Below are 25,998 nucleotides of genomic sequence, written 5' to 3' on the forward strand. Positions count from 1 at the left end.
GACGATGTTTTCGGTTCGTGACAGGATTCAGCAACAGATCTTTCGTCTGAATGGCCTGGCAAGCAATGATTTCGATCTTTCTCAGCCGGTTGGCGATCCGGGGCTGTATGGCCCGGAGAGTATAATATGGCGGGTACACGGCGATTTTTCTTCCATGCTGTGCGGTGGCATTTCAGCCTTATTGCTACAGATGCTGCACCCGCTGGCATTGGCTGGTGTCTGGGATCACTCCACCTTTCGCGAGGATATGCTGGGCAGACTGCGACGTACCAGTCAGTTTATCGCTGTCACCACGTTTGGTAATACTGCTGACGCTCATATGCTGATTGATCGCGTGAAGCGTATTCATCGCCAGGTGACCGGTGAGGATGCGCTGGGCAAGCCCTATGCCGCCAGTGATCCGGCACTACTGACGTGGGTGCATGTGGCGGAAACCAGTCGTTTTCTCGCTTCTCATCTGCGCTATAAAAACCCGCGGCTCAGCCTCGCAGAGCAGGATCGTTACTATGCAGAGGCCGCCGTGGTGGCGGAAGCGCTGGGTGCAGAGAATGTGCCAAAAACAGCCCAGGCGGTGGCGGATTATCTACGGGCGATGCAGCCTCAGTTACGTTGCGATGAGCGGACAAGAGCAGTGTTAACTTTGTTGTTGCAGGCTCCAGCGCCCAGCCGACAGGCGCGCCCGGCGATGCGTATAATGATGATGGCGGGTATTGAGCTGCTACCGGAATGGGCCCAGCAGCAGTTTGGTTTCCGGTTTTCTATGTGGCGTCGTGTATTGATCCGTAAACGTCTTAATTTGCTGGTTACCTTGCTGCGCTGGTGCATTCGCCGTGGCGCTTATCACCGTGCGATGGCGCGAATGGGAAGGGACTTGTGAGTTTTGTCCGTGCGACGGTATGGCGCAATGTTGGTTGTTGGTAAAGGGAGACGCGACAACGCCATGGCGGGATTCTCCTTGCTCATCGTCTGCTGTTTTGCCCGGTACGGGATTATCATGAATATTTTTCGTTTTTGTGTTTTTTGCTCCGCTGAACACGGGTCCGTGTAAAGGGACGTTTTCGGCAGACTGCTAAGAAAGATGAGTTTTTAACGGAATAAATGCTGCATTTAACTGCATTTCTTGTCACATAATTGTACGATTTTATGCAGCCAGAACGCGGCGAGATATGCCACAATATCTGGGATAAATCTGAAGGAGTATGCATGTCTGCGATCGAAGTTGTCCTGGTTGATTGTCATGATCGTCCCATCGGCAGAATGGAAAAGCTTGAAGTACATAAAAAGGGCCTGCTGCATCGCGCGGTTACCGTGTATGTCTTCAATTCACGCCATCAACTACTATTACAACAGCGCGCCAACAGTAAATACCACTGCGGCGGACTATGGAGCAATACCACCTGTGGTCATCCTTATCCGCAGGAATCCACCCAGCATGCGGCAGAGCGCCGTCTGTGGGAAGAGATGGGACTGCGTCTGACGCTTTATCCCATGTTTGAACTGAGTTATAACCTGCCGCTGAATAATGGTCTGACCGAACACGAATATGGTCATGTCTATTTCACCTTCAGTGATGAGCTGCCTCAGCCCAATCAGGAAGAAGCTGAAGGGTGGCGTTATGCATCGCTGGCAGAAATTCAGCAGGAAATCGATCAGCATCCTGAGCGTTTCACCCCGTGGTTCCTGCACACATTTTCCCGTATTCCCGCCGAACTGCAACGTTTTACCGCTCAGCGTCTGGCTGGCTAACGTTGCCTGTTGGCGTCAAACAAGGGACTGAAACGTGCGCTGCCATTAAATGCATCGCCTGCATAGCGCGAACGATGAACACGGAATAACGTGGAACCTGCGGACAAAATTTCCCGGTTAATGCGGATACCGGCGTGGGGCAGAGAGAGGAGGAAAGTTCCTTTTTGGCCCATATCTTCCAGTAATTTTCGCAACACCGGCGGGTCATTTTCAGATGCAGGGAAAGCGTGAGACTCTGCTTGATCGACATTGATCAGCAGATATTTAGCGTGGTTTCCAGCGGCAACAGAACCGAGCGGATCACCATTTGATCATTTTTATCCCCAGCGGCTCAATAGCTGCATTCTGACGATATAGTTTAGCTGACATGACGCTTCCCTTGAATATATTGCATATATCGCAGATACAGTCATTTGTCTAATAAATGAGTATTTGGCGAGGGAAGACGGCCAGCAGCGATGTTGCTGGCCGGAGAGCGGGGGTTATTGCGGCTGTACAGCAAAATCCTCTGCATCGACATCGTAGCCTGACGGCTCCCAGCGGATGGCCAGCAGTGCAATCAGTCCTGCCAGCGGGGCCAAAGCAATCACCCAGAATACGTTAGTACTCAGTGCTGCTGCCAGTAGCGGAAACAGGAACAGTGAGACGGTTGAACTGCCGCGCATCAGCGTCTGGTTAAAGCCTACCCCCACGCCGCGCAGTGAGGTTGGATAGCTCAGCGAGGCAAAAGTCATGGTGTGTGAGCCGGGGCCAAAGCCCTGACCGAGCAGGAATAACGCCAGCATCGCAATGGAGATAGCGGCCTGGCCGCCATCGGCAGGTTTCCCGACCAGCGCCAGTCCAGTCAGCGCCACAAACTGGACACCATAACCCAGCACGGTCATTTTCCATGCGCCAAAGCGGGGAACCAGACGTACCGCCAGTACGCCGCCTACAAAGGCAAACAGCAAGTTCAGCGCCAGCGAAACCAGAATGGTGGTCAGCATTGATTGCGCCAGAAAACTGGAGATGATCACGGGCAGCCCAAAAGCCACGGCATTATAGGCAAAGGCTGAGGCAATAGCGGTGACAGTCGCCAGAATAGTACGGCGTAAATACACGCCTTTCAGCAGCTGACCATAATTTCGCCAACTGGCCTGGCGGGCAGGCGTTGCCGGCGTTAAATCGGCATCTTTTGCCACCTGGGCGTTAATGCCCCAGGCCGAGCGAAGAATCGCCGCAGCCCCTTGCAGATTGCCCTGATTGGCCGCCCATACGGGTGACTCGCTCATATAACGGCTGCGGATAATGATAATCAGCAGCGCGGGAACCGCGCCAAAGCCGAGGATAATACGCCATAGCCAGCCTGAGTGCGCATCGGGCAGGACCGAATAGAAAAACAGCACCAGCAGGTAGGAAATCGAAATAGCGGCATACCAGGTCGGACACCACATTGCAATACTGGCGGCTTTGTTGCCGCGCCCTTTGAGTTTCGAGAACTCGGCAAGAAACGCCATGGCGACGGGTAAATCAATGCCCACGCCCAGTCCCATCACAAAACGGGCCGCGCTGAGCACCGCAGCATTGGGTGCAAATGCACAGGCCAGCGCGGCAACCACAAAGAAGAACATATCCGCCATAAAGACGCGATAGCGGCCAATCTTGTCCGTCAGGTAGCCGCCAATCAGTGCGCCGACGATAGCCCCGAAAGCAATAGATGATGCGACGATACCGGCCCCGGTTGGCGACAGACCAAATTCGTGGGTGACGTCTTTCATCCCGAAGGCCAGCGCCCCCAGGTCGTAAGCATCAAGGAACACGCCGCCCAGGGCGATACCAATCACGATCCGCGCGTTACTGCGTGCCTGGGTACTGGTGTTGACCAGATGAGAGACATCAGCGGCTTGCCGAATAAAAACAGGCTCGCCAGATGGGGTATTACCTGCCATGGCGACATGCGCCGAAGAAGTTAAATCAGTCATGATGGGGGGATAAGTTTATCAGAATAAGCCCAGAGAATACTCTCGCCTGACACAGACTTAAATTCCATCTGGTTATAAGTTAAAACCAAATAGTCATTGTCTGGACACGCTTAGCGGAGACCGCTTTTGCGGGGATGGGCGGAGGCGTTGCCAACGATGGCGACTTAACCGTGTGCTGCAGCGGTCAATGGTTTAAGAACGGATAATAATGGTATAGCCTACCAGCATAACACCGCCAATGCCGCCAAGCGCCATCATCGCGAAAATACAGATCACTCCAATTTTTTGCCAGTTCATCACATTGTCCATTTTAGCTGTCACAGCAAGAAGGCAAAGTATATCGCCTTTTATCCTCATGGGGTAAGCCTTTAGGGGGGAATCTCTCTATCTGCCGGATTGTCGCCACTGACCAAAGCAAAGCCATCAATATTTATCTGTATATTGCAGGGCGGCGCTATTTATCTGTATATTTTAGGGCGGCGTTTTTATCGGCCATAACGCATAACGCGCCGCCAGTAGAAGGGATGGAGCAGCATATCTGGCTACTGTCTGCGCTTTCACCTGACGGGGCGCTCTTCTTTTCACGCGCCAGAGACCGTTGGCGCTCATTACCTGTTGGTGGTCTGTCGCCAATGAACATTTCTCACCATGATGCTCTGAACGCAACGAGAGTCACGCAATGAATCATATTCACTATCAATGCCTGGATGCCAGTCAGGCCACAGCTGAACTGACGTCACTGGTCCATGTCCTCAGCGCGTGTGTCGCGCAGGATGCGAGCGTCGGTTTTATCAGTCTTGACCCGCAACCGATGCGTACCTTCTGGCAGGGCGTGGTTAGCAGTCTGGCCAGTGGGGAGCAACAGTTGTTGGTCGCGCGGCAGAATGGAACGCTGGTCGGCACGGTTATTGTGGGATTGGGGATGATGCCAAACGGGCAACACCGGGCAGAAATTGCCAAGCTGCTGGTTCATCCACATGCCAGACGGCAGGGAATTGCCCGGGCGTTGCTTGATGGTGCGGAAGCACTGGCAAGACAGGCTGGCAGAACACTGTTGGTGCTGGATACTCGCAGTGGTGATGTAGCGGAACATATTTATCGGCGTGCGGGCTGGCAGGTCAGCGGTCAGATCCCGCGCTATGCGTTATCGCCTGCCGGGGTGCTTGATGCCACCACTGTGATGTACAAATTTTTGTCACCCGCCTGATTGGCCGTCGCTCTTGAAGAGGCCCATTGTGTGGATGCTGAAAAATTGATGACCATGTTGTCCGCTGTACTGGAAAAACCGGCTGGAAGCACTGGACAGGGCAGTTTTTCAGTGAAGAAGATCTGTACATACGTGCTCCAAATATCGCTGCACTTTTGCCAACCCCTGTTTGCCACCCGGGAACGTACTGACGGTTTCCATGAAATGACAGACTATATTGGCATGGCAAGTACTGTTTGCCTGGGGCGGGCGATTATCTGAAATGTATTCGGAATTCATTGCTTTAACAAGGTATTTTTCTTAGAGTTCCTTGTCTTCCGAGACATTTAACGGGGATGCGTTCCTGGTGTGTCGAATGAGTTTGACTGCAATGGGGCCGCCTCAATAAACCAGGGATGTGGTATGCAGCCTGAATGATTGGATTAAAATATAAGGATATTGAGCATTTTGAAGACTTTTTCCCAGGCAGCGATTGTTGTCATTATTTTTATGGGCGAGGCCCACGCAGAGAGGCACACACTTTCAGCCGGGTATGCTTATCAGGAAGTAAAGCATTTTAACCATTTTGCGGGTATCAATCTTAAGTATCGTTATGAGTTTAACCACCGTTATGGACTGATCAGTTCATTCAGCTTTATTTCAGGTAGTGATCCTTATGATGGGCTGAGCAGCACGGGTCGTACGGTGAAAAATAACGTTAGAGTGAAAACGACTAGTTTTCTGGTTGGCCCTGCTTATCGTATTAACCGTCATGTCAGTATCTATGGGTTGATTGGCCTGAACAATGGTCAGGTCAGTTATTCTCCCCTGCGGGATAGCTCAGGTACCCGTCCCTTTGCCAGGGACGACAACCTTTATGGCATGAAGCACACCAACAGCTTTGCCTGGGGGGGAGGGGTGCAAATTAATCCGGTCAGCTTTTTGACGGTTGATCTTGGCTATGAAGGAACCCGGGCAGACATTAAAGGTAAGCGTTATACCATGAGTGGTTTTAACATCGGTATGGGATATTCTTTCTGACTGACCGAATCCGCCTTTTGCACTGAAAAGGTGCATCAGGCGATACCCAGCGCGTCCATGAACACTTTAATAATCTGATTAATCTTGCGCCCTTTTTTAATGATCAGGCAAAAGGGCGCGGTAATCTGCAATTCAGGTGGACCGAGAGCCCGCAACTTATTTTCGTTGACGTAACGTTGTGCATAATGCTCGGGCAGATAACCAATAAAATGGCCGGTCAGAATCAGCATCGCGACAGCTTCCACTTGCACCGCCTGAATGTTGCTTTCATTAAAGGCGAACAGCTTGTTACTGTGGCGATGGGTGACGTAAGTATGATTAATAATCCTCTGCTGTTTTAGTCGTTCCAGTGTAATCTTATTATGGTCTTCATTAAATAAAACATGCTCACAGCTACAATATAAGCAGGATATTTCGTCATATATATTATAATAATCAAAATCACTTTTCTTTTCGTAAGCGGGAGCAATGGCGCAATTAAAACGTCCTTCGTTGAGTCCTTTTTCAATATCGTCAAGATGGGCGGTTTGCAGGCGAATGTTTACTTTTGGTGCAGCTATATGTAGCTGTTGCACAGCTTTGGTGACGGGGGACTGCGGGTCTGAAATGGTATTATCAACGACACTGAGGCTGAAGTCGCCCAGCAGTTCATTGCGGCTGTGATGCAGACGGTCACGGAAAGTATTTAGCGAGGCAAAAAGCTCCAGCGTGGCTTGATAGACTGTAATGCCGTAGGCGGTCAGTTCAAACCCTTCGCGGCCCCGACTGCACAGCGTCATCCCCAGGCGGATTTCTAAATCAGAGACTTGTTTACTGATCGTCGCCAGGCCGGTATTCAGTTCATGGCTGGCCGAGGTCAATCCACCGGCTTCCACCACGCATTTAAATACCCGTAATAATTTCAGATCGACATTGTTAATGGATACTGAGGAATTATCCGTACGGGGATAATTCATGTTTCCCATATTGGAAACCTTACTTTCCATAATAACTATTCATCTCCGCAAGAAATGCAGTGAAAGTAAGAGTGAACCTGAAATAGCCGCTAATTACCAGATAGTGATTGAAAATAACTTTTATTTATCACTAACGCCACAGTCAGATGTTTTTTTTATTCCTGCTCTGTGACGTTATGCCAGGAGAGATAAATTATGTCTGATCGTGCCGATCGTTTATGGGGAGCCCGTTTTAAAAGCGCGCCTGCCGCCGCCTTAACCGCGCTATCGCGCAGTCCGGAACATTATTTTGCGCTGGCTCCTTACGATTTGGCCGGTTGCCGTGCACACGCCCATGAACTTGAACGCGCAGGGTTACTGACCGCCGCAGAGACGGTGACGATGATCGCCGCGATTGACCAACTGGACGCGGATTACCGTGACGGGAAAGTAGCCCCGATCGCGGCGGATGAGGATGTACATACTTTCATTGAGCGAGTGCTGACTGAACGGTTGGGGGCGCTGGGCGGCAAGTTGCGTGCCGGTCGTTCGCGCAATGATCAAACTGTCAACGATTTGCGTCTCTATCTGCGTGATCATGTGCGGAAAATCACTTCCGCATTGCTGGCGTTACAGCAGGCATTGCTGGCGCAGGCTCAGCAGCACATTAACACCATCGCGCCAGGCTTTACCCATTTGCAACAGGCCCAGCCCATCGTGTTTGGTCACCAGTTGCTGGCGCACGCGCAGGCTTTTGCACGGGATATTGACCGTCTGCAGGACTGGGATCGCCGTAGCGCTTTCTCACCGTTGGGGGCGGCGGCGATGGCGGGTTCGGCTATTGCCCGCCATCCGGAGCTTGCTGCGCAGGAACTGGGCTATCTGGGGGCGTGTGAAAACTCGATTGATGCTGTTGCCAGTCGTGATTACGTGGCGGAATTCCTGTTTATTACCAGCATGATTGGCGTCAACCTGTCGCGTATCAGTGAAGAAGTCTGTTTGTGGACCTCCCGTCAATTTCGCTGGGTGGAAATCAGCGACAGCTACGCGACGGGGAGCTCGATCATGCCGCAGAAAAAGAATCCGGATATTGCTGAACTCACCCGTGGCCGTAGTGGTCGCCTGATTGGTAACCTGACCGCGATGCTTGCCACCATGAAGTCGCTGCCGCTTGCCTACAATCGCGATCTGAGTGAAGACAAACGCGGCGCGATTGATTCTGTCGACACGTTGTTGCTGGTTCTGCCGGCGATGGCTGGCATGATTGCCACCATGAAGGTCAATGAGGCTGAATTGCTGAAGCAGGCGCCGGAGGGTTTCACCCTGGCGACCGAAGTCGCCGACTGGCTGGCGATGCGGGGCGTACCGTTTAAGGAAGCGCACGAAATCACCGGCAAGTTGGTGCAGTTGTGTGAATTCCATCAGCAGGGGTTGTCCGATTTGAGCGATGAGCAGTTGGCGGAAGTCGACACTCGCCTGACGGCGGACGTGCGCAGCGCCCTGACGCTGGAGGCGGCTATTCACTCTCGCGATGGTTTTGGCGGCACTGCGCCAGCACGCGTCAGTGAACAGATTACTCGCCTGCGGGAGCGCATGCAGCAGCACGCCGACTGGGTCAGCGCCTGGCAGGGGCCGCGTCTGTAATCGTTAATTCAACGCTGGAGGCGGCATGAACACATCGCAACATTCTGGAGTCACGGGCAATCGGGGGACGGGCGAACCCTCTTACGATCTTAAACAGTATGAAGTCGTGCCAAAGCGCTATTACGGACGTATCACCGCCACCGTGGTGATCATCCTGCTGCTGGCGGCACTGGTTCACGCCTTCTCTCAGGGCAAAATTGAGTGGGCTTATGTCGGACAGTTTTTTACCGCCAGGGCGATCCTTGATGGGGTCATTAACACCCTGGTGATGTCGATTCTGGCAATGGCGTTGGGGATTGTTTTTGGCGTGGTGGCGGCGATTATGTACATGTCACCCAATCCGGTGCTGCATTATCTCTCGCTAGTCTACGCCTGGGTTTTTCGCGGTACGCCGTTGATCCTGCAACTTTTGCTGTGGTTTAACCTCGCGCTGGTGTTTCCGACTATCTCGATCCCTGGCGTGTTTAGTGTGGAAACAGTCAATGTGATGACGCCGTTTGTCGCCGCATTGCTGGGACTGAGTATCAACCAGGGCGCTTATACTTCCGAAGTGGTGCGCGCCGGGTTGCTGTCGGTCGATACCGGTCAATATGAAGCGGCGAAGTCGATAGGTATGCCACGTTTGCAGGCGTTGCATCGCATTATTCTGCCGCAGGCAATGCGGGTGATTTTGCCGCCGGTGGGCAATGAATTTATCAGCATGATCAAAACCACCAGTCTGGCGAGCATGATCCAATATTCCGAGTTGCTCTACAACACGCAGAACATCTACTACGCCAACGCGCGGGTGATGGAACTGCTGTTCGTGGCGGGCATCTGGTACCTGATTATCGTCACCGTGCTGTCGTTCGGGCAAAGCCGTCTTGAACGTTATTTCTCTCGCGGCCAGCGCCGCCGTAACTAAGGAGGATCGCGATGAGGAATATCGTCCGTGCCGTTGAGGTGAACAAGTATTTTGACAATTTCCATGCCCTGAAAGACGTCAGTCTGGAGGTGAACTACGGCGAGGTGATGTGCATTCTCGGGCCATCAGGTTCGGGGAAAAGTACTTTCCTGCGTTGTATCAACCAACTGGAAAAGGTCGATCAGGGCGGGATCTGGATCGATAACGAACTGGCGGGGTACCGCATTGTCGGCAACAAACTGCATCCATTGAGTGACAGGCAAATCGCTCGCCAGCGTTTACAGACTGGCATGGTATTCCAGCGTTTTAATCTTTTTCCGCATAAAACCGCGCTGGAAAACGTCATCGAAGGGCCCTACCGTGTGCTGTTACGACCCAGGCGCGAAGCGACGGAAGAAGCGATGCAACTGCTGGACAGGGTTGGGCTGGCGAATAAAGCGCACGCTTATCCACAGTCGTTATCCGGTGGGCAGCAGCAGCGTGTGGCCATCGCCCGGGCACTGGCGATGAAACCCAAACTGATGTTGTTTGATGAGCCGACGTCCGCCCTTGACCCGGAAATGGTCGGGGAGGTGCTGGCAGTGATGCGTACGCTGGCAAAAGAAGGAACCACCATGATTGTGGTGACTCACGAAATGGGGTTTGCCCGCGAAGTGGCTAACCAGGTGGTGTTCATGGACGAGGGGCGCATCATTGAACGCGGTGCGCCTGAAGACATCCTGCTGAACCCGCAAAATCCGCGGATGCAGAATTTTATTTCCGCCATTCTTCTTTAAATAACCAGGGGAATCCAGATGAAAAAGATCGTACTTTCTGCCGTTGTAGCGACGGTATTGTTGCAATCCACCGCCTGGTCCGCTGAGTTACCTGCGGCCCTGAAAGCGAAAGGGGAAATGACGGTAGCGATAATGCCGAACTACCCGCCAATGGAGTTTAAAGATCCAGCCAGCAACACGCTGAGTGGGGTGGATGTCGATTTGGGCAATGCCATAGGGAACAAACTGGGCATCAAAATCAACTGGCAGGAAATTGCTTTTGAACAGATGGTGAATGCTGTCGCGACCAAACGAGTCGATATGGTGATGTCGGGGATGACCGATACCCCGGAGCGTCAGAAGGTGGTCAGCTTTATCGACTACTTCACCACCGGTCCGCAGTTCTACACCCTGGTCGCACGTAAAGACATCAATACTGCGTCCGATTTGTGCGGTAAAAAAGTCGGTACCAGCCGTCGTACTACCTTCCCGCAGGAAATTGCTAAATGGAGTCAGGCGAACTGCGAAGCTAAAGGAAAGCCCGCTATCGTGGTAGTTGGAGCGGAAGGTACTGCGGATGCCCGTACCCAGCTGCGTCAGCGGCGTCTGGATGGGGCGGTACAGGGCAGCGAAACGTTGCCATACGTGATGAATCTGGAGAAAAACACCTACAAGCCGTTGGATAAAGCCATTGCCGTGCAGTTCACCGGGATGGCGATCGACAAAAATGATCCGGCGCTGATCGCTGCCGTGCAGGGCGCGGTGAATGCGCTGATTGCTGACGGCACTTACGCGAAGATCCTGAATAAATGGGGACTGGGCGCTAACGCAGTCAAGACGGCGACCGTTAACGGGAAATAATCATGATAGCACCTGACGTTCGCCCACGCTGGCCGCAGGGTAAGGTGGGCTGTATGGCGCTGGCTTTTGACCTTGACGGGCCAACCGGTGACGCGATGCTCAACGGCACCATTTGGCAGAAACCGGAATATTTCACGTTTGGCGGCTACGGCCCATTTCGCGCACTGGGGCGGTTGCTGGATTTGCTTGAACAATATGACCTTCCAGCCACTTTCTTCATCCCCAGTTGGGTGGTGGAGCAGTGGCCGCAACAGTGCGCCGCGATTGTGGAAAAAGGGCATGAGGTGGCGTACCACGGTTATCGCCATGAATCTTTTTATGCTCTTAGCGGTGATGAGCAGCGTCAGGTGATGGAAAAATCACGCGCGATATTTTGGCAGCGGCTGGGCATCCGTGCCGAAGGTTTCCGAACCCCTTCGGGCGACTGGCATCAGGAAACCCCCAGCGTATTACTGGATGCGGGCGTGACTTACTCCAGCAGTATGCGTGGCGATGATCGGCCTTATGCCATCAGCGTACCGGGTTATCAGCAGCCGTTGGTTGAGATCCCCGGTAAGTGGGAGATGGACGATTATGCTTCGCTGGCTTATACCCGTGAACCGAATTTCCCGCAGGGGTTGGATCGCACCGCCAGTTATGCGCTGACGCTGGATAACTGGTGCCGTGAATTTGATGGCGCGATGGACGAAGGTCTGTGCCTGACCACTTTATTTCACCCTAAAATCAGCGGTAAACCCGGGCGCATCCTGTTGCTTGAGCAATTTATCGCCCATATGCGCCAGCGGGATGTTTGGTTCGCCCGCTGCCGCGACGTCGCCCACTGGTATCTGCAGGAGCAGCGACATGACTGAACAGACTCGCTGGCCAGCCGGGCAGCAATCGGCGGTGGTACTGACCATCGATTTTAACGATATTCATGGCATTCTGACCCAGACGCCTGCGGTGGCTGGCAGGGATAAGACTCTGTCAGTCTGGCGTTATGGTACGCTGCGCGGTGTTGATCGCTTGCTGGCGTTGATGGCCAGGAAAAATCTGCGAGCCACCTGGTGTTTACCCGCCATTGTGGCAGAAGAAAACCCAGCCATATTTGCCCGGGTGGTGGCGGCAGGACACGAGATTGCCGGTAGTGGCGAACGTCATCAAAACTTCGATACGCTGACCTTGCAGGAGCAGATTACCAGTGTTAAGCAAGGTTGTGCCCGGTTGCAGGCGGCTTGCGGGCATCCGGTGGTGGGCTTTCGCACACCCGCCGGACAATGGAAACCCGGTCTGGCTGAAGCGCTGGCCGCGGCAGGGATCCGCTGGTCTTCCTCATGGCGTGGTGACGACTTACCCTATTTTCATCCGTCTACCCGGCTGGTGGAGTTACCGCTGCACTATGAACTGGAAGATGAACCCTATTTCGCCTTCAATCTAAGTCCGGCAGTGCCGCCGGGGCAGTCACGAATTGCCTCGTATCAACAAACGCTGGAGAACCTCAAGCTGGATTTCCGCGGTTTTCACCGTTTTGGTTTGTGTTATGTACTGCGTCTTCATCCAGAAATCATCGGCACGGCAGGGCGAATTGGCCTGCTGAGTGAATTGCTGGACTTTATTACCGGACAGCAACAGGTGTGGCTGGCGACAGCGGGAGACGTGGCGGACTGGTGGCAGACGCAGCCGGATAATGTCAGCGAACACCCGGCTGAAATCTTCCAGCGGCAGATTCAGGAGCAAAACGGATGAATCAGGCAATGCAGCAACTGGCGCGCTTTATCGCGCAAACCCGTTTCAGTGATCTGCCTGCGTCGCTGGTCGAACGGGCGCAGCGGCATATTCTGGATACTTTCGGCGCCGCGCTGGCAGGCAGCGACAGCCCGATAACGCAGGCAGTACGGCAAACGGTGATTGCTGAAGGGGGTACGTCGCAGGCGGTGGTGTGGGGCAGCGCATTGCAAACCAGTCCGCGAAATGCGGCGTGGCTCAATGGTATCGCTGCGCATATGTATGAGTTGGATGATACCGGCGGTTGCGATCATTCCGGCGCGGTGGTGTTGCCGGCGGTTCTGGCGGCATTGCCCTTGTGCGATGGGCCGGTTTCTGGTCAGCATTTAATCAGCGCGGTGGTGTTGGGCTATGATGTCGGGCGTCGTGTGCTGGAAGCCTGTGGCGGTTACGCGCCGCATAACGAGGCGGGCTGGCATTCTACCGCCACCTGTGGGGTGTTTGGCGCCGCTGCGGCAGTCGCAGCGTTGCTGCGGCTCAGTGAACAGCAGATTGTGCAGGCACTGGGGATTGCCGCCAGCTTCAGTAGTGGGGTATGGGGCTTTATCCACGATGGTTCTCAGAGTAAAAAATTGCATGCCGGACGGGCGGCGGAAGGGGGATTGTTGGCGGCGATGCTGGCGGCAAACGGTATCACGGGTGCCTCACAAACCTTTGAAGATGTGTGGGGGGGATTCCTGAAAACGTTCGCGCCGCTCACCAGCCAGCCAGCGGCACTGACTGCCGGATTGGGGGAGGTCTGGAAGCTGAACCGTTGTTCGATTAAACCCTACGCCTCCTGCCGGGGGACGCATTCGGCGATTGATGCTATTGGTCTGTTGATGGATGAACAGCACTGTTCAGCCGATCAAATAGCGGGAATTCATGTCTGGCTCAATCCGTTCCTGCTGGAGATGTGCGGCAATACCGACAGGCAAAGCCTGGCTGCCGCGCAGATGAGCCTGCCGTATGCACTGGCGGCGCGGGTGGTGTTTGGCCATGCCGGGTTGGATGCTTATGACGCTGATCGACGGGCCAGCGCGGCAATCAGCGCCATGCTGCCACGCATTACGGTGCACATCGATCCTGAGCAGAGCAGTAACGACGAACCGATAGTCGAGCTGGAAACGATCAGCGGTCAGCGTTGGCGCAGGCAGGTGACTGTGCCGCTGGGCTCACCACAAAATCCGCTCAGCGATGATGCCCTGGTAGCAAAATTTAATCGACTGGCAGCGCGAGTCATGGCGGCAGAGCAGTGCGACCTGTTGCGTGAGTGCTGCCTGGGATTAGCCGGGATCGCTGATATTTCGATGCTGGTCAGGTTGTTGCAAAAGTAATGCGTACTTTCCCGCAGAACTGGCGGGAAAATAAAAAAGGGTCAATCACACAATGTCATTCATGTAAGAAATACCGGCCCGAGTCTCCGGGCCTTTAACAGGAATGTATGGCTAATAAAACAAGCAGTTATCCCACCTCTGCCGTCCCCTTAAACGCCGGTTCCGCCCCCCAGAGACAGCCCTCCGTTAAAATGAGGGGATTAACCGTGGGGAGATTGGACGCCATGGCAGAGGTATATTCCTGGAAAGAGCCAAAGCAGCCCTTCGCTCACTCAGTTTTTCTCCCGATAACCGGAAAAAGGTTATCGGGTTGCCATCCGTCAGAATTATTCCGGTTGCCCAATAATTCTCTATGACACAGACGATGAAATCGTCCAGATTATGCGGACGCTGCCCGCATCGTACTCTCTTACATCATCTGTGGTTCGCGGATGGCATTCCCCTTAGCAAACCGCGCCAGACGATATGGCGTAACATCAGTATAAGGTCGGCTGTTAGTGAGAATTTGTCCGCACAATTCACCCGCGCCGGGACCAATGCCAAAGCCATGTCCGCTGAAACCAGCGGCAATAAACAGTCCGGGAACATTATCCATTTCATCAATCACCGGGACTAAATCCGGCGTGGTATCAATCCATCCCCCCCAGGCATGATCGATAGCAATTCCTTTGAGATCGGGAAACAGTTCAACCAGCGTTTGCAGCGCTTCGCGTAAAATTTGTTTATCCGGGGCCGGATCCAGCACGCGAATTTTCTCAAAGGGCGAGACTTGATCATTAGACCAGGTGCCTGCGGCTTCAGGGCCGCTAAAGAAGGATCCGTTGAGGCGGACTTTCAATTGCTTGGCGATATTGCTGCGATACATGGGATAAAATTTTGCCGCATAACGGATATTCTGCGGCGCTAAATTCAGGCGGCCACGGCCAGGGATTGCCACGGTGTAGCTGCCATCGAGACGCCGTCTGATGCACAGGTTCGGCGTACTCAGGCAACCGTTGAGCACTTCTGGTGCCGCAGTGGTTTTAAACGCCGTTCCCAGAATGTTGGCGCTGGGCAGTTCAATGCCATACTGTTTACAGAAACGTGAACTCCATGCGCCGCCGCAGCAGATAACCCGGTTGGTTTTAACCAGGCCGCGTTCTGTCCAGACGCCAGAGACGCGTCCGGCGCTGATGTCCAGACCGCGCACCGCACAGTGTTGATGAATAAATGCCCCTCGTTGCTGTGCGCCGGTTGCGATCGCGGGAGCGGCCATCGACGGTTCAGCGCGACCGTCGGTCGGTGACCAGACGCCGCCCAGCCACGGTAAACGATCGCCAATGCGTTGCTGTGCTTCACTTGCCGTGAGCAGGTGGCTGACAAATCCCAGTTGCTTTGCCTGCGCGCCCCAGGCTTCCCATTTGGCAAGATCAGCTTCATTCAGCGTGCCATAAGCAATACCATGACGGCGAAAACCAAGGTCAAGCCCGGTCTCCTTACCCAATTCTTCCCAGCGTTGCAGGCTGCGCATCGCCATAGGTAGTTCATACAGATCGCGATTCTGTTGCCTTACCCAGCCCCAGTTGCGGCCTGATTGCTCTCCCCCGATGACGCCTTTTTCAAACAACGCTACTGACACCCCGCGTTTTGCCAGTTCATAGGTGACAGAGGTACCAATGATACCGCCGCCGATGACCACAACATCAACCTCTTCGGGAAACGTAGCGTTATCGGTTACAGCATTAACTTTTATACGCATTGACTGACCTTCCTGACAGATACGGTGACGAAAAGGGAATAAATTCAGAGATGATATTCAGACGGAATATACATAATCCATACTATTCTGGCTGCGGTATCACTATGGTTAAAAATATTGTGTGGTAACTGACTGCTAAACTGGAAACTATCACCAGAAAAAAGCGGTGCAGCATCATTGCCAATTTCCAGCGTCAATTCACCGTCAATGACCAGTCCCGCTTTTTCACCCATCCCCATCAACATTTCATCCGAACGAACACCGGGGGGAACCGTAATGAACATGAACTGTACGTTGTGATCGCCAGATGGCGACAACATTTCTTTGGCTATACCGTATTTACCCACATTGAAATGCGGCCGGGCATGGCAGCGACGAATATAATGTTCAGCCCCCTTGTGCAAGCGGGGCGTTTCTTCGAGAAACGCCGATAAGGGGACTTTCAGCACCAATCGTAATTGTTCCAACACTCTTACGGTAGGATTCGTCAGGTTACGTTCAATTTGACTAATTGCGCCGGCGGAAACATTCGCCTGACAGGCCAGTTCGGTGATGGTCATATTACGCGCCTTACGCAGTGTTTTCAGCCGTGAACCAATATCAGCGGCAAACACGTCCGGGTCAGTTTTCCAGTTAGGTATTTTTTTCATTTAACACGATCCGTAAGCGGTGGCTCTTTATTTTATATCGCCGTCATACCTTATACTTATGGCATTCCCCATTTGTTTTTAATTTTCTGTAAGGTTCCATCCGCTTTCATCTCTGTCAGGGCATGATTAATTTTAGCCAGTAAGGCGTCATTACCTTTTTTCACACCAAAAGCCATCGGTGAGATAGTCTGCGGTTTATAGTCGTCGACCACGTGCATGCCTTTTAATCCACCGGCATTCTGCTGAGCTTTCAGAATAGGGTAATCATTCATCCCCACATTAATACGTCCCAGAGAAAGGTCTCGGGTCATATCCGCCGGGCTGTCATAGACTTTCACTTCTTTAGCGATCCCGCTGGTCATCAGGCTTTGCGTATAGTCTGTTCCCGCCATACTGCCAACAATTTCACCTTTAAGATCTTGCCAGTCATGATAGGTTTTTTTGTTATCATCCCGCACGACGATACCCGCGCCAAACGCGGTCACCGGTTGTGAAAAAGAAATGCGTTTTTCCCGTTCTTTTGTTGGGGTCATGCCGGCGACAATGAGGTCGATTTTACCGGCAATAACCGACTGGATCAGGGTCGAAAAAGGAATGGCGGTAAAGTTTACATCCAGATGCTGACGTTTAATCACCTCCGCCGCGACGTCTGGCATAAACCCTTCAATTTTTCCCGTTTGCGTATTGAGAAAGGTCGTTGGCGCGCTGGAAGGGGGCGAGCCTGCGGTCAGAACGGCAGACTGTGCGCTAAAACTGACCGCCGCAGCAAAACTGACCGCCAGACAGTAACAGCTGCTCAAAAATCGTGAACGCATGACAGACATAACTTTCTCCTGGATTATATACAACGGGGAAGGTATTTTCATTATAATGAAATTAATACTGCCACTATCAAGCTGCTGTCAATGTTTTATTTTTTAATTCAATGTGGGTTGTTATGCTGCCAATTCCTTTTATTTTATTGGATTAACTTATATTTATAACCAATTTATATGAAGCCGATAAGTAAAAGCTATTACCCTGGCGCGGTAATTTATTGACAGCGATTTGGCAAGAAAGATATTCATTATAATGAATATTCCGTTGATGCCGTGAAGAGTTTGCGTGATAAGTCAGCGACAGGTGAAGGCCCGATGCGATGATATCGGTCATTGATTCATGCCCAATGCAGCAGTTGCTTGCCGCATGACCGGAATATCAGGCAGGAAGAAGCCGTTGAACAGGAGAAGATAATGGATTGGGGCAGTATTCATATTTATCTACCCTTTTTATTAAAAGGGGCTGAAATGACTATTTACATTACTATTCTGTCCCTGATCATCAGTACGCCTTTAGGGTTGTTATTCGCGGCTGCCAAAATGTGTCCCTGGCGAGTCATTTCCTGGCCAACAGCCACGGTGATTAACATTACGCGTGGTCTGCCGATGATCGTGGTGCTGTTTTATATTTATTTTGTTTTTCCTGATATCGGCATAACGCTCACTTCTTTTGAGGCCAGTGTTATTGGTATCGCCTTTTGTTTCTCGACCTATATTGCCGAGATATTTCGTGCCGGTATTGAGGCTGTCGATGGTGGCCAACTTGAAGCAGCGCGCGCGATGGGGATGAGCTTCAGTAAGGCCATGCGTCGTGTGGTTCTGCCCCAAGCTTTTCACATCGCGTTACCGCCCTACAGCAATACGCTGGTGATGATGCTGAAAGATTCCGCGTTGGCCTCAACCATTGCCGTTACCGAAATGACGCGTCAGGGGCAATTAATCGCCGCGTCGACATTTGACAATACCACCGTGTATACCCTGGTCGCATTGCTCTACCTGCTGATGAGTTTGCCATTAATGGCGCTGACGAAGCGGCTGGAAAAACGCCAGATCACAGGAAAATGACATGATTGAAATTAAGGGTGTTCATAAAAAATTTGCGCATGTTGAGGTGCTGAAAGGGGTGAATTTTACCGTCGCAGAGGGTGAAGTGGTTTGTTTGATTGGCCCGTCCGGTTCAGGAAAATCGACCCTGTTGCGTTGTATCAATGGCCTGGAAAGCTACGAAGAAGGTGATATTTATGTCCTTGGGCAACGGGTGAATAACAAAGATAAGAATATTAATAATTTGCGAAGACAGATTGGTATGGTTTTTCAGCGCTTCAACCTCTTTCCACATCGTAGTGTGTTGGAAAACGTGATGGAAGGCCCGATACACGTTAACGGTGAACCGCGCAGTGTGGCGGAAAAACGTGCCAAAGCGTTGCTCTCCATGGTCGGTCTGGCTGAAAAGTTCAATGCGTTCCCCGCTCAACTTTCAGGGGGGCAGCAACAACGCGTGGCGATTGCGCGGACCCTGGCGCTGCAACCGAAAGCGATTTTGTTTGATGAGCCAACCTCAGCGCTGGATCCCGAGTTGGTTGGCGAGGTATTGCAGGTTATGCGCACTCTGGCGGCGGAAGGCATGACCATGATTGTTGTTACCCACGAAATGCATTTTGCGCGTGAAGTGGCGGATCGGGTTTGTTTTCTGCACAGTGGGCTTATTGTTGAACAGGGCTCGGCAGAGCAGGTGCTGTTGCAACCACAGGAACTGCGTACCCAGGATTTTTTGCGCCGGGTCCTGGGCAGTGGTGGGGGAATGCCGCCTGACGGCGTGCAAACCTGTGCTTAGGCGAGGGGGGCGGGCAGCGCGATGCAACAGACAGGCAACCGGTGCGCGCCCGGTTGCCATTGCTCTCTGAGTTTCAGGTCAGTTCAGCCGCCAGCGCTTCAATACGCGCAATGGCCTGATACAGCCCCTCGACGGTTACCGGCTCTGCCATATTCTCCATGTCTGGCGCATGAACGGATCCACGCACGATAACCTCCAGATCCGCTTCCGTTACGTCCGCAATCTCTGTCAGACTTAGCGGTACGCCACATTCCCGCGCCAGTTGCATCTCATGTCGTAGTTCTTCATCACTGCGTTGTTCCAGCGCCAGCAGGCACAGATTGCCGTAACCCACCAGCAGGCCATGACCGAACTCGCGGGTTTTATCGCAGAAAGTGAACCCTTCGTAGATAGCATGGGCCGCCGCCGCGTGCGCACCATTGCTCATCAGTGAGGTCAGTCCGGCAACGGTAAAGATCACATCCAGCACCTGATCCAGGTGATGATCCGGCAGCATGTTGCGTACCGCGGCACAGGCCTTCGCCCCGTGAGCGGCAATGATTTCATAACAGATCAGACTGTGCGCCAGTGACGAACGGGCATTGGCATACAACGCCGGATGACGCTGACTGACGGCGCGAAACTCATACCACTTTGCCAGCGTGTCGCCCAGTCCCGCGGACAACCAGCGCAGGGGCGCTCTGGCCAGCAGTTCGCTGTCGATAATCACCGCGGCAGGCGCCTGGGGCAACGGGAAAATATCAAGGAAGTTACCGTTATCGTCATAGCGAATGCTCAGTGGCGTGACCGCAGAGCAGGTGGCGGCGATGGTCGGGATGGTTATGACCGGGATGTTATGTTCAGCGCCAACCGCCTTACAGGTATCCAGCGATTTGCCACCGCCCGCGGCAATAATCACGTCCACTTGCTGCGATGTCGCCAGTTCGCCCAGCCGGGCAATCTGCTGTAGAGAGGTCTCGCCACCAAACCATTCACTGCCTGACAAGGCAACGCCAGCATCGGCCAGTTGCGAGCGCACCAGGGGTTCGACGGCTTTCAGCGCCTGATGCCCGCCAATCAGCAGCGCGCGCTGCCCCAACTCACTACAAATTTCGCCGAGCTGATGTAACACCCCGGCACCCCGTAACACGCGGGCGGGAAAAACCAGATTTTGTTCAGACATGCTGACTTTCGCCTCAGTAGTTCGGCGCATTGCGCCGTGATTGCCTTGATACGTCAGGTTGCCGGAGGTTGACGGTGCGAACGCTTCCCTCACTGCCTTGAGTGAGCCGCCGGGGATGGATGCTGAGCAGTCGATTCAGCCGGTCGGTTCGACTCCCCAGGGCTGGCGCTGCCCAACCCGTTTTTAGCGTTTTGTCCGGTAACCTGCATGGATCAGGCGGTGATTTTAATTTACTCCGGGTAACACACAGAGGATCTCATACAGAATATTGGCTGCCAATTGGGACGTGGTGCCGCTGATATCGTAAGGCGGCGAGACTTCGACCAGATCGGCGCCAATCAGATTCAGTCCCCGGCAACCGCGTACGATTTCCAGGCCCTGTATTGATGTCAGGCCGCCAACTTCCGGGGTACCGGTTCCGGGCGCCCAGGCCGGATCGAAACTGTCGATATCATAAGAAAGATAGACCGGCCCGTCTCCCATTCGCTGGCGTACCTCGGCCATCAGCGGTGTCATCGACTGGTACCAGCATTTTTCCGCCGGGATCAGATTGAAACCCTGATCTACGCCCCACTGGAAATCTCCGGCTGCGTAGCCCTGCGCTCGCTGACCAATCTGCACCACGCGTTGCCGGTCCAGCAGGCCTTCTTCCACCGCACGGCGGAAGGTCGTGCCGTGAGCAATTTTTTCACCAAACATTTCATCATTGGTGTCGGTGTGTGCATCGACATGGATTAACCCCACGGGACCCTGTTTTTTCACCAACGCTCTTAAGATTGGCAACGTCAGGGTGTGATCGCCGCCCATCGTCAGCGGCACCAGCGGAAAGGCGTTCAGCCGACTGTAATAGTCCTCAATAATTTGCAGCGACTTATGCAAATTATAGGGGTTGATCGGCACATCGCCGAGATCAGCCACGCGCAGGGCATCGAATGGCGCTGCGCCGGTCGCCATATTATAGGGGCGGATCATCACTGAATCAGCCCGGATGGCCCTTGGCCCATAGCGGGTTCCGGAACGTTGCGAAGTGCCGATATCCAGCGGAATACCGATGAAAGCGGCATCCAGCCCATCGGGTTGATCGACTGCTGGCAGACGCATCATCGTGCTGCGACCGGCAAAGCGAGGCATGTCATTAGCGCTTTGCGGCTGTGGAAAAGGGGAAGCGCGATCAGAATCCATCAGTAGCTCTCCATTGAATCATATGACAGGTCACTATCATCTGTCGGATAAGACTGAGAAAAAATCATTGGCAACAAATAATCAGTTCAGGAATTACTTAACTATCTCTGCCATACTGCCAATGGCAGCGCAGTGCAAAAGCGTTTTATCCGGTGACTTGCATTTATCGGGGGATCTATTTTTTGTCAACTGAAGGAGATGCTGTGAGCGTCAATCGCCTGCCTAATCTGAAATTGCTGACTATTTTTGCCACTGTAGCCCGTTGTCAGGGCTATTCCCGGGCGCAACAGGCGCTGAATATGACTACGCCAGCGATCAGCGGTTATATGAGCGAGCTGGAAGCGCAACTGGGATTTGTGCTCTGTCAGCGTGGGCGTGGCGGTTTTGCGTTAACGCCGAAAGGGGAACAGTTTTTGCAATACAGCCTGCAATTGCTGAGTACCCTGTCGGACTTTGATCGTCAGGTCGACAGTCTGAAAACGGCGCAGGGCGGCATTTTTTCGCTAGGGGTGGTGGATTCGACCGTGACTGACCGTCAACTGGGGTTGGCGGAAAGCATTAATCAGTTCAGCGAGCGCTTTCCGGCGGTGTATCTGAATCTGTCGGTGCACGATCCTAACGAATTGCAGCAGCAGGTGCTGGATAACCGGCTTGATCTGGCGGTCGGCCATTTTCCGCTCAACGTGAATAATCTACTGACGGTGCCGCTGCACCACGAGCAGCACTGGTTGTACTGTAGTGACCGGCATCAGTTGTTTAGTGATGTGGACGCCAGGGCTGATGATTTGCACCGCTATGGTTTTGTCACCCGCAGTTACTGGAATCAGTCAGAGCTGGTACGTCGCGGTTTCAAAGTCAGTGCCGCATCGGTCGAGAGTATCGAAGCGCAACTGATATTGATCCTCTCCGGGCGCTATATCGGTTACCTGCCGGAGCATTGCGCGCAGCCCTGGGTTGAAAACGGACGCCTGCGGGTTTTATTCCCGCAGCAGTTCAGCTATCAGGCGCCGTTCTCGCTCATCTTCCGCCGGGGCCGCAGTCGGGAGACGTTGATCCGCGCCTTTCGCGATCTGCTCAAATCCCAGGTTATCGCAGAAGAATAACCGGCCCGGTTGAGGCTGGTTTACTCTTTTCACGGAAAATTTCACGATCTTTGCTTTGGGAAATGCTTACTGACGGTTTAGTCGGCGATATTCACTAAACCGGAGGCTGACGCAGAGAAGATACTGTGTAAAAATACAGTCTGTTTTGATGAAAAGTGGTTGTTATGGCGCTATCTGCCGCGTTAAAAGCGCAAATTGCCGAGTGGTACAAAGCCCTCCAGCAGCAAATCCCTGATTTTATTCCCCGCGCCCCACAACGGCAGATGATTGCCGAAGTGGCTAAAACTCTGGCGGGGGACGATGGGCGCCATCTGGCGATAGAGGCGCCGACCGGAGTGGGTAAAACCCTGTCCTACCTGATCCCAGGGATCGCGATAAGTCGTGCGGAAGAGAAGCCATTGGTGGTCAGTACCGCGAATGTCGCGTTACAGGATCAAATTTACCGCAAAGATTTGCCGCTGCTGAAGAAAATCATTCCTGATCTACGGTTCGCCGCCGCTTTTGGTCGTGGGCGCTATGTTTGTCCGCGCAACCTGTCGGCACTGGCGACGGACGAGCAGCAGCAGGGAGATTTGTTGTTGTTCCTCGACGATGAGATGACCGCCAGCAAGGATGAGCGCGCCGTTTGCGGCCAGTTGGAGAAAAATCTCACGAGTTACCATTGGGACGGCTTGCGCGACCACTGTGAACAGTCGATAGAGGATTCACTCTGGCAACGGTTGAGTACCGATAGAGCGAACTGCCTGGGCAGCAATTGTCACTGGTTCCGCGAATGTCCGTTTTACGTGGCGCGACGTGAAATTGAACATGCCGATGTGGTGGTGGCCAACCATGCGTTGGTGATGGCGGCGCTGGAGAGTGAATCGGTGTTGCCTGCGCCCAAAAACCTGCTGTTGGTACTGGATGAAGGCCACCATCTGCCTGATGTGGCGCGTGATGCGCTGGAAATGAGCGGTGACATTACCCCCGGTTGGAACCGTATCCAGCTCGATCTTTTCTGCCGACTGGTGGAGCAGTGCATGACGCAGTTTCGGCCGAAAAAAATACCGGGACTGGGCGACCCGCAACGCCTGAAAACGCATTGTGAAGCGCTGAGCGAGCAGTTGCAGCAACTGTCGCAGATCCTGACGCAGTTATTGCCGCCAGATCATCAGCCAGGCGAGTATCGTTTTGAAATGGGGCACTTGCCGGACGAGGTACTGACTCTGTGCGCCAGCTTATTCAAACTCAGCGATGGGCTGCGGGGACTGGCGGAAGCGTTGATTAATGACCTCAGCGAGAAGTCGGGGCAGTACGACGTGGTGCGTCTGAACCGCACGCGATTGCAAATGAACCGTGCGTTGGGCTGGTTTGAGGCCAGTAGCAAGTTGTGGCGTCTGGCGGCCATGGCACAGGCTTCTGGTGCGCCGATCTCCAAATGGGTGACCCGGGATATTCGTGAGGGGACGGTACATCTGACCTTCCATTGCGCCGGTATCCGGGTCAGTGAGCAACTGGAGAAACTGCTGTGGCGTAAAGTTCCCCATGTGGTACTGACTTCGGCTACGCTGCGCTCGCTGAGTAGCTTCCAGCGCCTGCAGGAGATGTCCGGGCTGAGTGAACAGGCCGGGGATCGCTTTGTTGCACTGGACTCGCCATTTAACCATATCGATCAGGGTAAATTGATTATTCCACAGATGCGCTATGAGCCGATGCTGGCGAACGAAGTTGAACATTTGGCTGAGATGGCGCACTTTTTCCGTCAACAGATTCATGCCGGAGCGCACAAGGGCATTCTGGTGTTGTTTGCCAGTGGCCGGGCGATGCAGCAATTTATTGCTTATCTGCCTGAACTGCGTCTGAAAATGCTGGTACAGGGCGATAAACCCCGTTCGGCGCTGATCGCCCTGCATCGCAAAAGAGTGGAGCAGGGAGAAACCAGTATTTTGGTTGGTCTGCAATCCTTTGCCGAGGGGCTGGATCTGAAGGGTGAGCTGCTATCGCAGGTGCATATTCATAAAATTGCTTTTCCCCCGGTGGACAGTCCGGTTATTTTGACCGAGGGCGAATGGCTGAAAAGTCTGAAGCGTTACCCGTTTGAAGTGCAGAGCCTGCCGAGTGCCTCCTTCAACCTGATTCAGCAGGTGGGCAGATTGATCCGCAGTCATCAATGTTTTGGCGAGGTGGTCATTTATGACCGACGCATACTGAGCAAGCGTTACGGGGCAAGGTTGCTGGGTGCCTTGCCAGTGTTCCCGATTGAGCAACCCGAGATGCCGGAGGGTGAGTTGCCCAAAGCCAGTCCGCTCTCCGGTGGTCAGCGGCCCGCCACCCGTCGTCGCCGTTAAGCGCTGAAAAACACGTTATGGCGTTGGTCGTTCAACCGGTGGTCAGGTGTCATCATTAACAACCAGACAGAGCGAAAGTATGGAATACCGCAAAATAATTAAAGAAGTCGGACGCGGAAAAAATCATGCCCGGGATAGCGATCTCGCCACGGCCCGTGAGCTGTACAGCCGTATGCTGGACGGAGACGTCCCCGATCTGGAAATGGGCAGTATTTTGATTGCCTTACGCATTAAAGGCGAAGGCGAAGAGGAAATGCTCGGGTTCTACCAGGCGATGCAGCAACGGGTTTTCAAGCTGGTGCCGCCTGTCAGCCGGCCAATGCCAGTGGTTATCCCCAGCTATAATGGGGCGCGTAAGCAGAGCAACCTGACGCCGTTACTGGCATTGCTGCTTTCTGCGCTGGGTTTTCCGGTGGTGGTTCATGGCGTCAGCGACGATCCTGGCCGGGTGACCAGTAAAGAGATTTTTACGGCGTTGGGGATCCCGGCGGTGACCACGGCTGAAGACGCGCAGAACAGGCTGGCACAGGGTCAACTGGTTTTTATCTCCGTCGCGTCACTGTGTCCGCCGCTGGACAGGCAACTTGCACTGCGCTGGCGTATGGGGGTGCGTAACAGCGCCCACACCCTTGCCAAGCTGCTCACCCCATTTGCTGAACACGAGGCGTTGCGTGTATCCAGCGTCTCGCATCCGGAATATATCCCGCGAGTAGGGAAATTTTTCCAGGCTGTTGGTGGTCGGGCGTTGTTGCTTAATGGTAGCGAAGGGGAGGTATATGCCAATCCGCTGCGTTGCCCGACAATCAGTTTGATTGCCGGGGCGGAACCCGCAGTGCTACTGCCCCGGCAGGAAGAGAGCGGTATAGCGCCTGAGGCCTTGCCGCAAGGGAAAGACGCGCAGACGACCGCCGCCTGGATAACCCGTTGCCTGAACCGTGAAGTGGCGGTGCCGCAATCGCTGCGCCAGCAAATCGCCTGCTGCTATGTGGCGACAGGGCGGGCGACCGATGTAGCGAGTGGCTTACAGCAACTGGCGCAGGCGGGGTACTGAGGTTGCATCAAGCCGGGCTC

25 protein-coding genes are annotated in these 25,998 nt (G+C 53.6%); 16 read left to right on the forward strand and 9 right to left on the reverse strand.

The annotated features are described in order from the left end of the window. Window positions 1-4 precede the first annotated feature (4 nt). Window positions 5-877, forward strand: a complete 873-nt coding sequence (locus EH228_RS02840; RefSeq protein ID WP_152320439.1) for an oxygenase MpaB family protein — start codon at window positions 5-7, stop codon at window positions 875-877. A gap of 326 nt (window positions 878-1,203) precedes the next feature. After that, complete coding sequence (gene idi / locus EH228_RS02845; protein ID WP_152320181.1) at window positions 1,204-1,746, forward strand: isopentenyl-diphosphate Delta-isomerase; 543 nt, start codon at window positions 1,204-1,206, stop codon at window positions 1,744-1,746. Here the strand turns inward: idi and EH228_RS02850 are convergent. From EH228_RS02850 to EH228_RS02860, 3 genes are all read right to left on the reverse strand, one after another. Further along, window positions 1,743-1,943 carry a hypothetical protein gene (locus tag EH228_RS02850; protein ID WP_152320182.1) on the reverse strand — a complete coding sequence of 67 codons (201 nt, stop codon included), beginning with the start codon at window positions 1,941-1,943 and terminating at the stop codon, window positions 1,743-1,745. The two genes, idi and EH228_RS02850, sit on opposite strands and share 4 nt — an antisense overlap. 285 nt (window positions 1,944-2,228) lie before the next feature. Next, the gene (locus tag EH228_RS02855; protein ID WP_152320183.1) at window positions 2,229-3,707 is read right to left on the reverse strand and encodes an MFS transporter; all 1,479 of its coding nucleotides are present in this window, start codon (window positions 3,705-3,707) and stop codon (window positions 2,229-2,231) included. A gap of 192 nt (window positions 3,708-3,899) precedes the next feature. Then, complete coding sequence (locus EH228_RS02860) at window positions 3,900-4,004, reverse strand: protein YohO (protein ID WP_152320184.1); 105 nt, start codon at window positions 4,002-4,004, stop codon at window positions 3,900-3,902. Window positions 4,005-4,386: 382 nt separating this feature from the next. Between EH228_RS02860 and EH228_RS02870 the strand changes: the two genes are divergently transcribed. Beyond that, window positions 4,387-4,914: a GNAT family N-acetyltransferase gene (locus tag EH228_RS02870; RefSeq protein WP_152320185.1), complete on the forward strand. Its 528-nt coding sequence runs from the start codon at window positions 4,387-4,389 to the stop codon at window positions 4,912-4,914. Between the two features lie 447 nt (window positions 4,915-5,361). Beyond that, window positions 5,362-5,934, forward strand: coding sequence for an Ail/Lom family outer membrane beta-barrel protein (locus tag EH228_RS02875; protein WP_152320186.1), 573 nt, complete (start codon window positions 5,362-5,364; stop codon window positions 5,932-5,934). Window positions 5,935-5,969: 35 nt separating this feature from the next. Here the strand turns inward: EH228_RS02875 and EH228_RS02880 are convergent, their stop codons facing one another. After that, window positions 5,970-6,920, reverse strand: coding sequence for a LysR family transcriptional regulator (locus tag EH228_RS02880; RefSeq protein ID WP_152320187.1), 951 nt, complete (start codon window positions 6,918-6,920; stop codon window positions 5,970-5,972). Between the two features lie 165 nt (window positions 6,921-7,085). Between EH228_RS02880 and argH the strand changes: the two genes are divergently transcribed. The 7 genes from argH to EH228_RS02915 are packed head-to-tail and all read left to right on the forward strand — an operon-like array spanning window position 7,086 to window position 14,113. Beyond that, window positions 7,086-8,513: an argininosuccinate lyase gene (gene argH / locus EH228_RS02885; protein ID WP_152320188.1), complete on the forward strand. Its 1,428-nt coding sequence runs from the start codon at window positions 7,086-7,088 to the stop codon at window positions 8,511-8,513. Between the two features lie 25 nt (window positions 8,514-8,538). Continuing rightward, on the forward strand, window positions 8,539-9,417 hold the full coding sequence (locus EH228_RS02890; protein WP_152320189.1) for an amino acid ABC transporter permease: 879 nt from the start codon (window positions 8,539-8,541) through the stop codon (window positions 9,415-9,417). A gap of 11 nt (window positions 9,418-9,428) precedes the next feature. After that, a complete protein-coding gene (locus EH228_RS02895) occupies window positions 9,429-10,193 on the forward strand; it encodes an amino acid ABC transporter ATP-binding protein (protein WP_152320190.1) in 765 nt (254 codons plus the stop codon). Between the two features lie 18 nt (window positions 10,194-10,211). Further along, the gene (locus EH228_RS02900) at window positions 10,212-11,033 is read left to right on the forward strand and encodes an ABC transporter substrate-binding protein (RefSeq protein WP_152320191.1); all 822 of its coding nucleotides are present in this window, start codon (window positions 10,212-10,214) and stop codon (window positions 11,031-11,033) included. A gap of 2 nt (window positions 11,034-11,035) precedes the next feature. Continuing rightward, window positions 11,036-11,884, forward strand: coding sequence for a polysaccharide deacetylase family protein (locus EH228_RS02905; RefSeq protein WP_152320192.1), 849 nt, complete (start codon window positions 11,036-11,038; stop codon window positions 11,882-11,884). Continuing rightward, complete coding sequence (locus EH228_RS02910; RefSeq protein WP_152320193.1) at window positions 11,877-12,758, forward strand: polysaccharide deacetylase family protein; 882 nt, start codon at window positions 11,877-11,879, stop codon at window positions 12,756-12,758. The genes EH228_RS02905 and EH228_RS02910 overlap by 8 nt, the downstream gene beginning before the upstream one ends. Then, window positions 12,755-14,113 carry an MmgE/PrpD family protein gene (locus tag EH228_RS02915; protein ID WP_152320194.1) on the forward strand — a complete coding sequence of 453 codons (1,359 nt, stop codon included), beginning with the start codon at window positions 12,755-12,757 and terminating at the stop codon, window positions 14,111-14,113. The genes EH228_RS02910 and EH228_RS02915 overlap by 4 nt, the downstream gene beginning before the upstream one ends. A gap of 409 nt (window positions 14,114-14,522) precedes the next feature. Here the strand turns inward: EH228_RS02915 and EH228_RS02920 are convergent, their stop codons facing one another. From EH228_RS02920 to EH228_RS02930, 3 genes are read right to left on the reverse strand one after another with little or no spacing between them, the layout of a single operon-like run. Beyond that, entirely contained in the window at window positions 14,523-15,851 is a 1,329-nt protein-coding gene (locus tag EH228_RS02920) for an NAD(P)/FAD-dependent oxidoreductase (protein ID WP_152320195.1), read from the reverse strand. A gap of 44 nt (window positions 15,852-15,895) precedes the next feature. Next, window positions 15,896-16,501: a cupin domain-containing protein gene (locus EH228_RS02925; protein ID WP_152320196.1), complete on the reverse strand. Its 606-nt coding sequence runs from the start codon at window positions 16,499-16,501 to the stop codon at window positions 15,896-15,898. A 56-nt stretch (window positions 16,502-16,557) separates the two neighbouring features. Then, complete coding sequence (locus EH228_RS02930; RefSeq protein WP_152320197.1) at window positions 16,558-17,325, reverse strand: ABC transporter substrate-binding protein; 768 nt, start codon at window positions 17,323-17,325, stop codon at window positions 16,558-16,560. A gap of 408 nt (window positions 17,326-17,733) precedes the next feature. On the opposite strand from EH228_RS02930, the gene EH228_RS02935 reads away from it, so the two are divergent. Then, window positions 17,734-18,384, forward strand: coding sequence for an amino acid ABC transporter permease (locus tag EH228_RS02935; protein ID WP_152320198.1), 651 nt, complete (start codon window positions 17,734-17,736; stop codon window positions 18,382-18,384). A gap of 1 nt (window position 18,385) precedes the next feature. Then, a complete protein-coding gene (locus EH228_RS02940; RefSeq protein ID WP_152320199.1) occupies window positions 18,386-19,153 on the forward strand; it encodes an amino acid ABC transporter ATP-binding protein in 768 nt (255 codons plus the stop codon). A 73-nt stretch (window positions 19,154-19,226) separates the two neighbouring features. On the opposite strand, the gene EH228_RS02945 is transcribed toward EH228_RS02940, so the two are convergent. Together EH228_RS02945 and speB are read right to left on the reverse strand one after the other, a co-directional pair. Continuing rightward, a complete protein-coding gene (locus EH228_RS02945) occupies window positions 19,227-20,315 on the reverse strand; it encodes an iron-containing alcohol dehydrogenase family protein (protein WP_152320200.1) in 1,089 nt (362 codons plus the stop codon). A 225-nt stretch (window positions 20,316-20,540) separates the two neighbouring features. Beyond that, window positions 20,541-21,497: an agmatinase gene (gene speB / locus EH228_RS02950; protein ID WP_152320201.1), complete on the reverse strand. Its 957-nt coding sequence runs from the start codon at window positions 21,495-21,497 to the stop codon at window positions 20,541-20,543. 203 nt (window positions 21,498-21,700) lie between these two features. Here speB and EH228_RS02955 point away from each other — a divergent pair, with 203 nt between their 5' ends. From EH228_RS02955 to ybiB, 3 genes are all read left to right on the forward strand, one after another. Further along, the gene (locus tag EH228_RS02955) at window positions 21,701-22,600 is read left to right on the forward strand and encodes a LysR family transcriptional regulator (RefSeq protein WP_152320202.1); all 900 of its coding nucleotides are present in this window, start codon (window positions 21,701-21,703) and stop codon (window positions 22,598-22,600) included. Window positions 22,601-22,764: 164 nt separating this feature from the next. Beyond that, window positions 22,765-24,927: an ATP-dependent DNA helicase DinG gene (gene dinG / locus EH228_RS02960; RefSeq protein ID WP_152320203.1), complete on the forward strand. Its 2,163-nt coding sequence runs from the start codon at window positions 22,765-22,767 to the stop codon at window positions 24,925-24,927. Window positions 24,928-25,006: 79 nt separating this feature from the next. After that, window positions 25,007-25,978, forward strand: coding sequence for a DNA-binding protein YbiB (gene ybiB, locus EH228_RS02965; protein ID WP_152320440.1), 972 nt, complete (start codon window positions 25,007-25,009; stop codon window positions 25,976-25,978). Window positions 25,979-25,998: the final 20 nt, after the last annotated feature.

Origin of the sequence: Erwinia endophytica, assembly GCF_009295515.1 — a bacterium.
Lineage (GTDB): Bacteria > Pseudomonadota > Gammaproteobacteria > Enterobacterales > Enterobacteriaceae > Erwinia > Erwinia endophytica.

Coding starts and splice junctions, on each gene's coding strand:
- EH228_RS02840 (WP_152320439.1), top strand. CDS start 5: ATGTTTTCGGTTCGTGACAGGATTCAGCAACAGATCTTTCGTCTGAAT.
- idi (WP_152320181.1), top strand. CDS start 1,204: ATGTCTGCGATCGAAGTTGTCCTGGTTGATTGTCATGATCGTCCCATC.
- EH228_RS02855 (WP_152320183.1), bottom strand. CDS start 3,707: ATGACTGATTTAACTTCTTCGGCGCATGTCGCCATGGCAGGTAATACC.
- EH228_RS02860 (WP_152320184.1), bottom strand. CDS start 4,004: ATGAACTGGCAAAAAATTGGAGTGATCTGTATTTTCGCGATGATGGCG.
- EH228_RS02870 (WP_152320185.1), top strand. CDS start 4,387: ATGAATCATATTCACTATCAATGCCTGGATGCCAGTCAGGCCACAGCT.
- EH228_RS02880 (WP_152320187.1), bottom strand. CDS start 6,920: ATGGAAAGTAAGGTTTCCAATATGGGAAACATGAATTATCCCCGTACG.
- argH (WP_152320188.1), top strand. CDS start 7,086: ATGTCTGATCGTGCCGATCGTTTATGGGGAGCCCGTTTTAAAAGCGCG.
- EH228_RS02890 (WP_152320189.1), top strand. CDS start 8,539: ATGAACACATCGCAACATTCTGGAGTCACGGGCAATCGGGGGACGGGC.
- EH228_RS02895 (WP_152320190.1), top strand. CDS start 9,429: ATGAGGAATATCGTCCGTGCCGTTGAGGTGAACAAGTATTTTGACAAT.
- EH228_RS02900 (WP_152320191.1), top strand. CDS start 10,212: ATGAAAAAGATCGTACTTTCTGCCGTTGTAGCGACGGTATTGTTGCAA.
- EH228_RS02905 (WP_152320192.1), top strand. CDS start 11,036: ATGATAGCACCTGACGTTCGCCCACGCTGGCCGCAGGGTAAGGTGGGC.
- EH228_RS02910 (WP_152320193.1), top strand. CDS start 11,877: ATGACTGAACAGACTCGCTGGCCAGCCGGGCAGCAATCGGCGGTGGTA.
- EH228_RS02915 (WP_152320194.1), top strand. CDS start 12,755: ATGAATCAGGCAATGCAGCAACTGGCGCGCTTTATCGCGCAAACCCGT.
- EH228_RS02920 (WP_152320195.1), bottom strand. CDS start 15,851: ATGCGTATAAAAGTTAATGCTGTAACCGATAACGCTACGTTTCCCGAA.
- EH228_RS02925 (WP_152320196.1), bottom strand. CDS start 16,501: ATGAAAAAAATACCTAACTGGAAAACTGACCCGGACGTGTTTGCCGCT.
- EH228_RS02930 (WP_152320197.1), bottom strand. CDS start 17,325: ATGTCTGTCATGCGTTCACGATTTTTGAGCAGCTGTTACTGTCTGGCG.
- EH228_RS02935 (WP_152320198.1), top strand. CDS start 17,734: ATGGATTGGGGCAGTATTCATATTTATCTACCCTTTTTATTAAAAGGG.
- EH228_RS02940 (WP_152320199.1), top strand. CDS start 18,386: ATGATTGAAATTAAGGGTGTTCATAAAAAATTTGCGCATGTTGAGGTG.
- EH228_RS02945 (WP_152320200.1), bottom strand. CDS start 20,315: ATGTCTGAACAAAATCTGGTTTTTCCCGCCCGCGTGTTACGGGGTGCC.
- speB (WP_152320201.1), bottom strand. CDS start 21,497: ATGGATTCTGATCGCGCTTCCCCTTTTCCACAGCCGCAAAGCGCTAAT.
- dinG (WP_152320203.1), top strand. CDS start 22,765: ATGGCGCTATCTGCCGCGTTAAAAGCGCAAATTGCCGAGTGGTACAAA.
- ybiB (WP_152320440.1), top strand. CDS start 25,007: ATGGAATACCGCAAAATAATTAAAGAAGTCGGACGCGGAAAAAATCAT.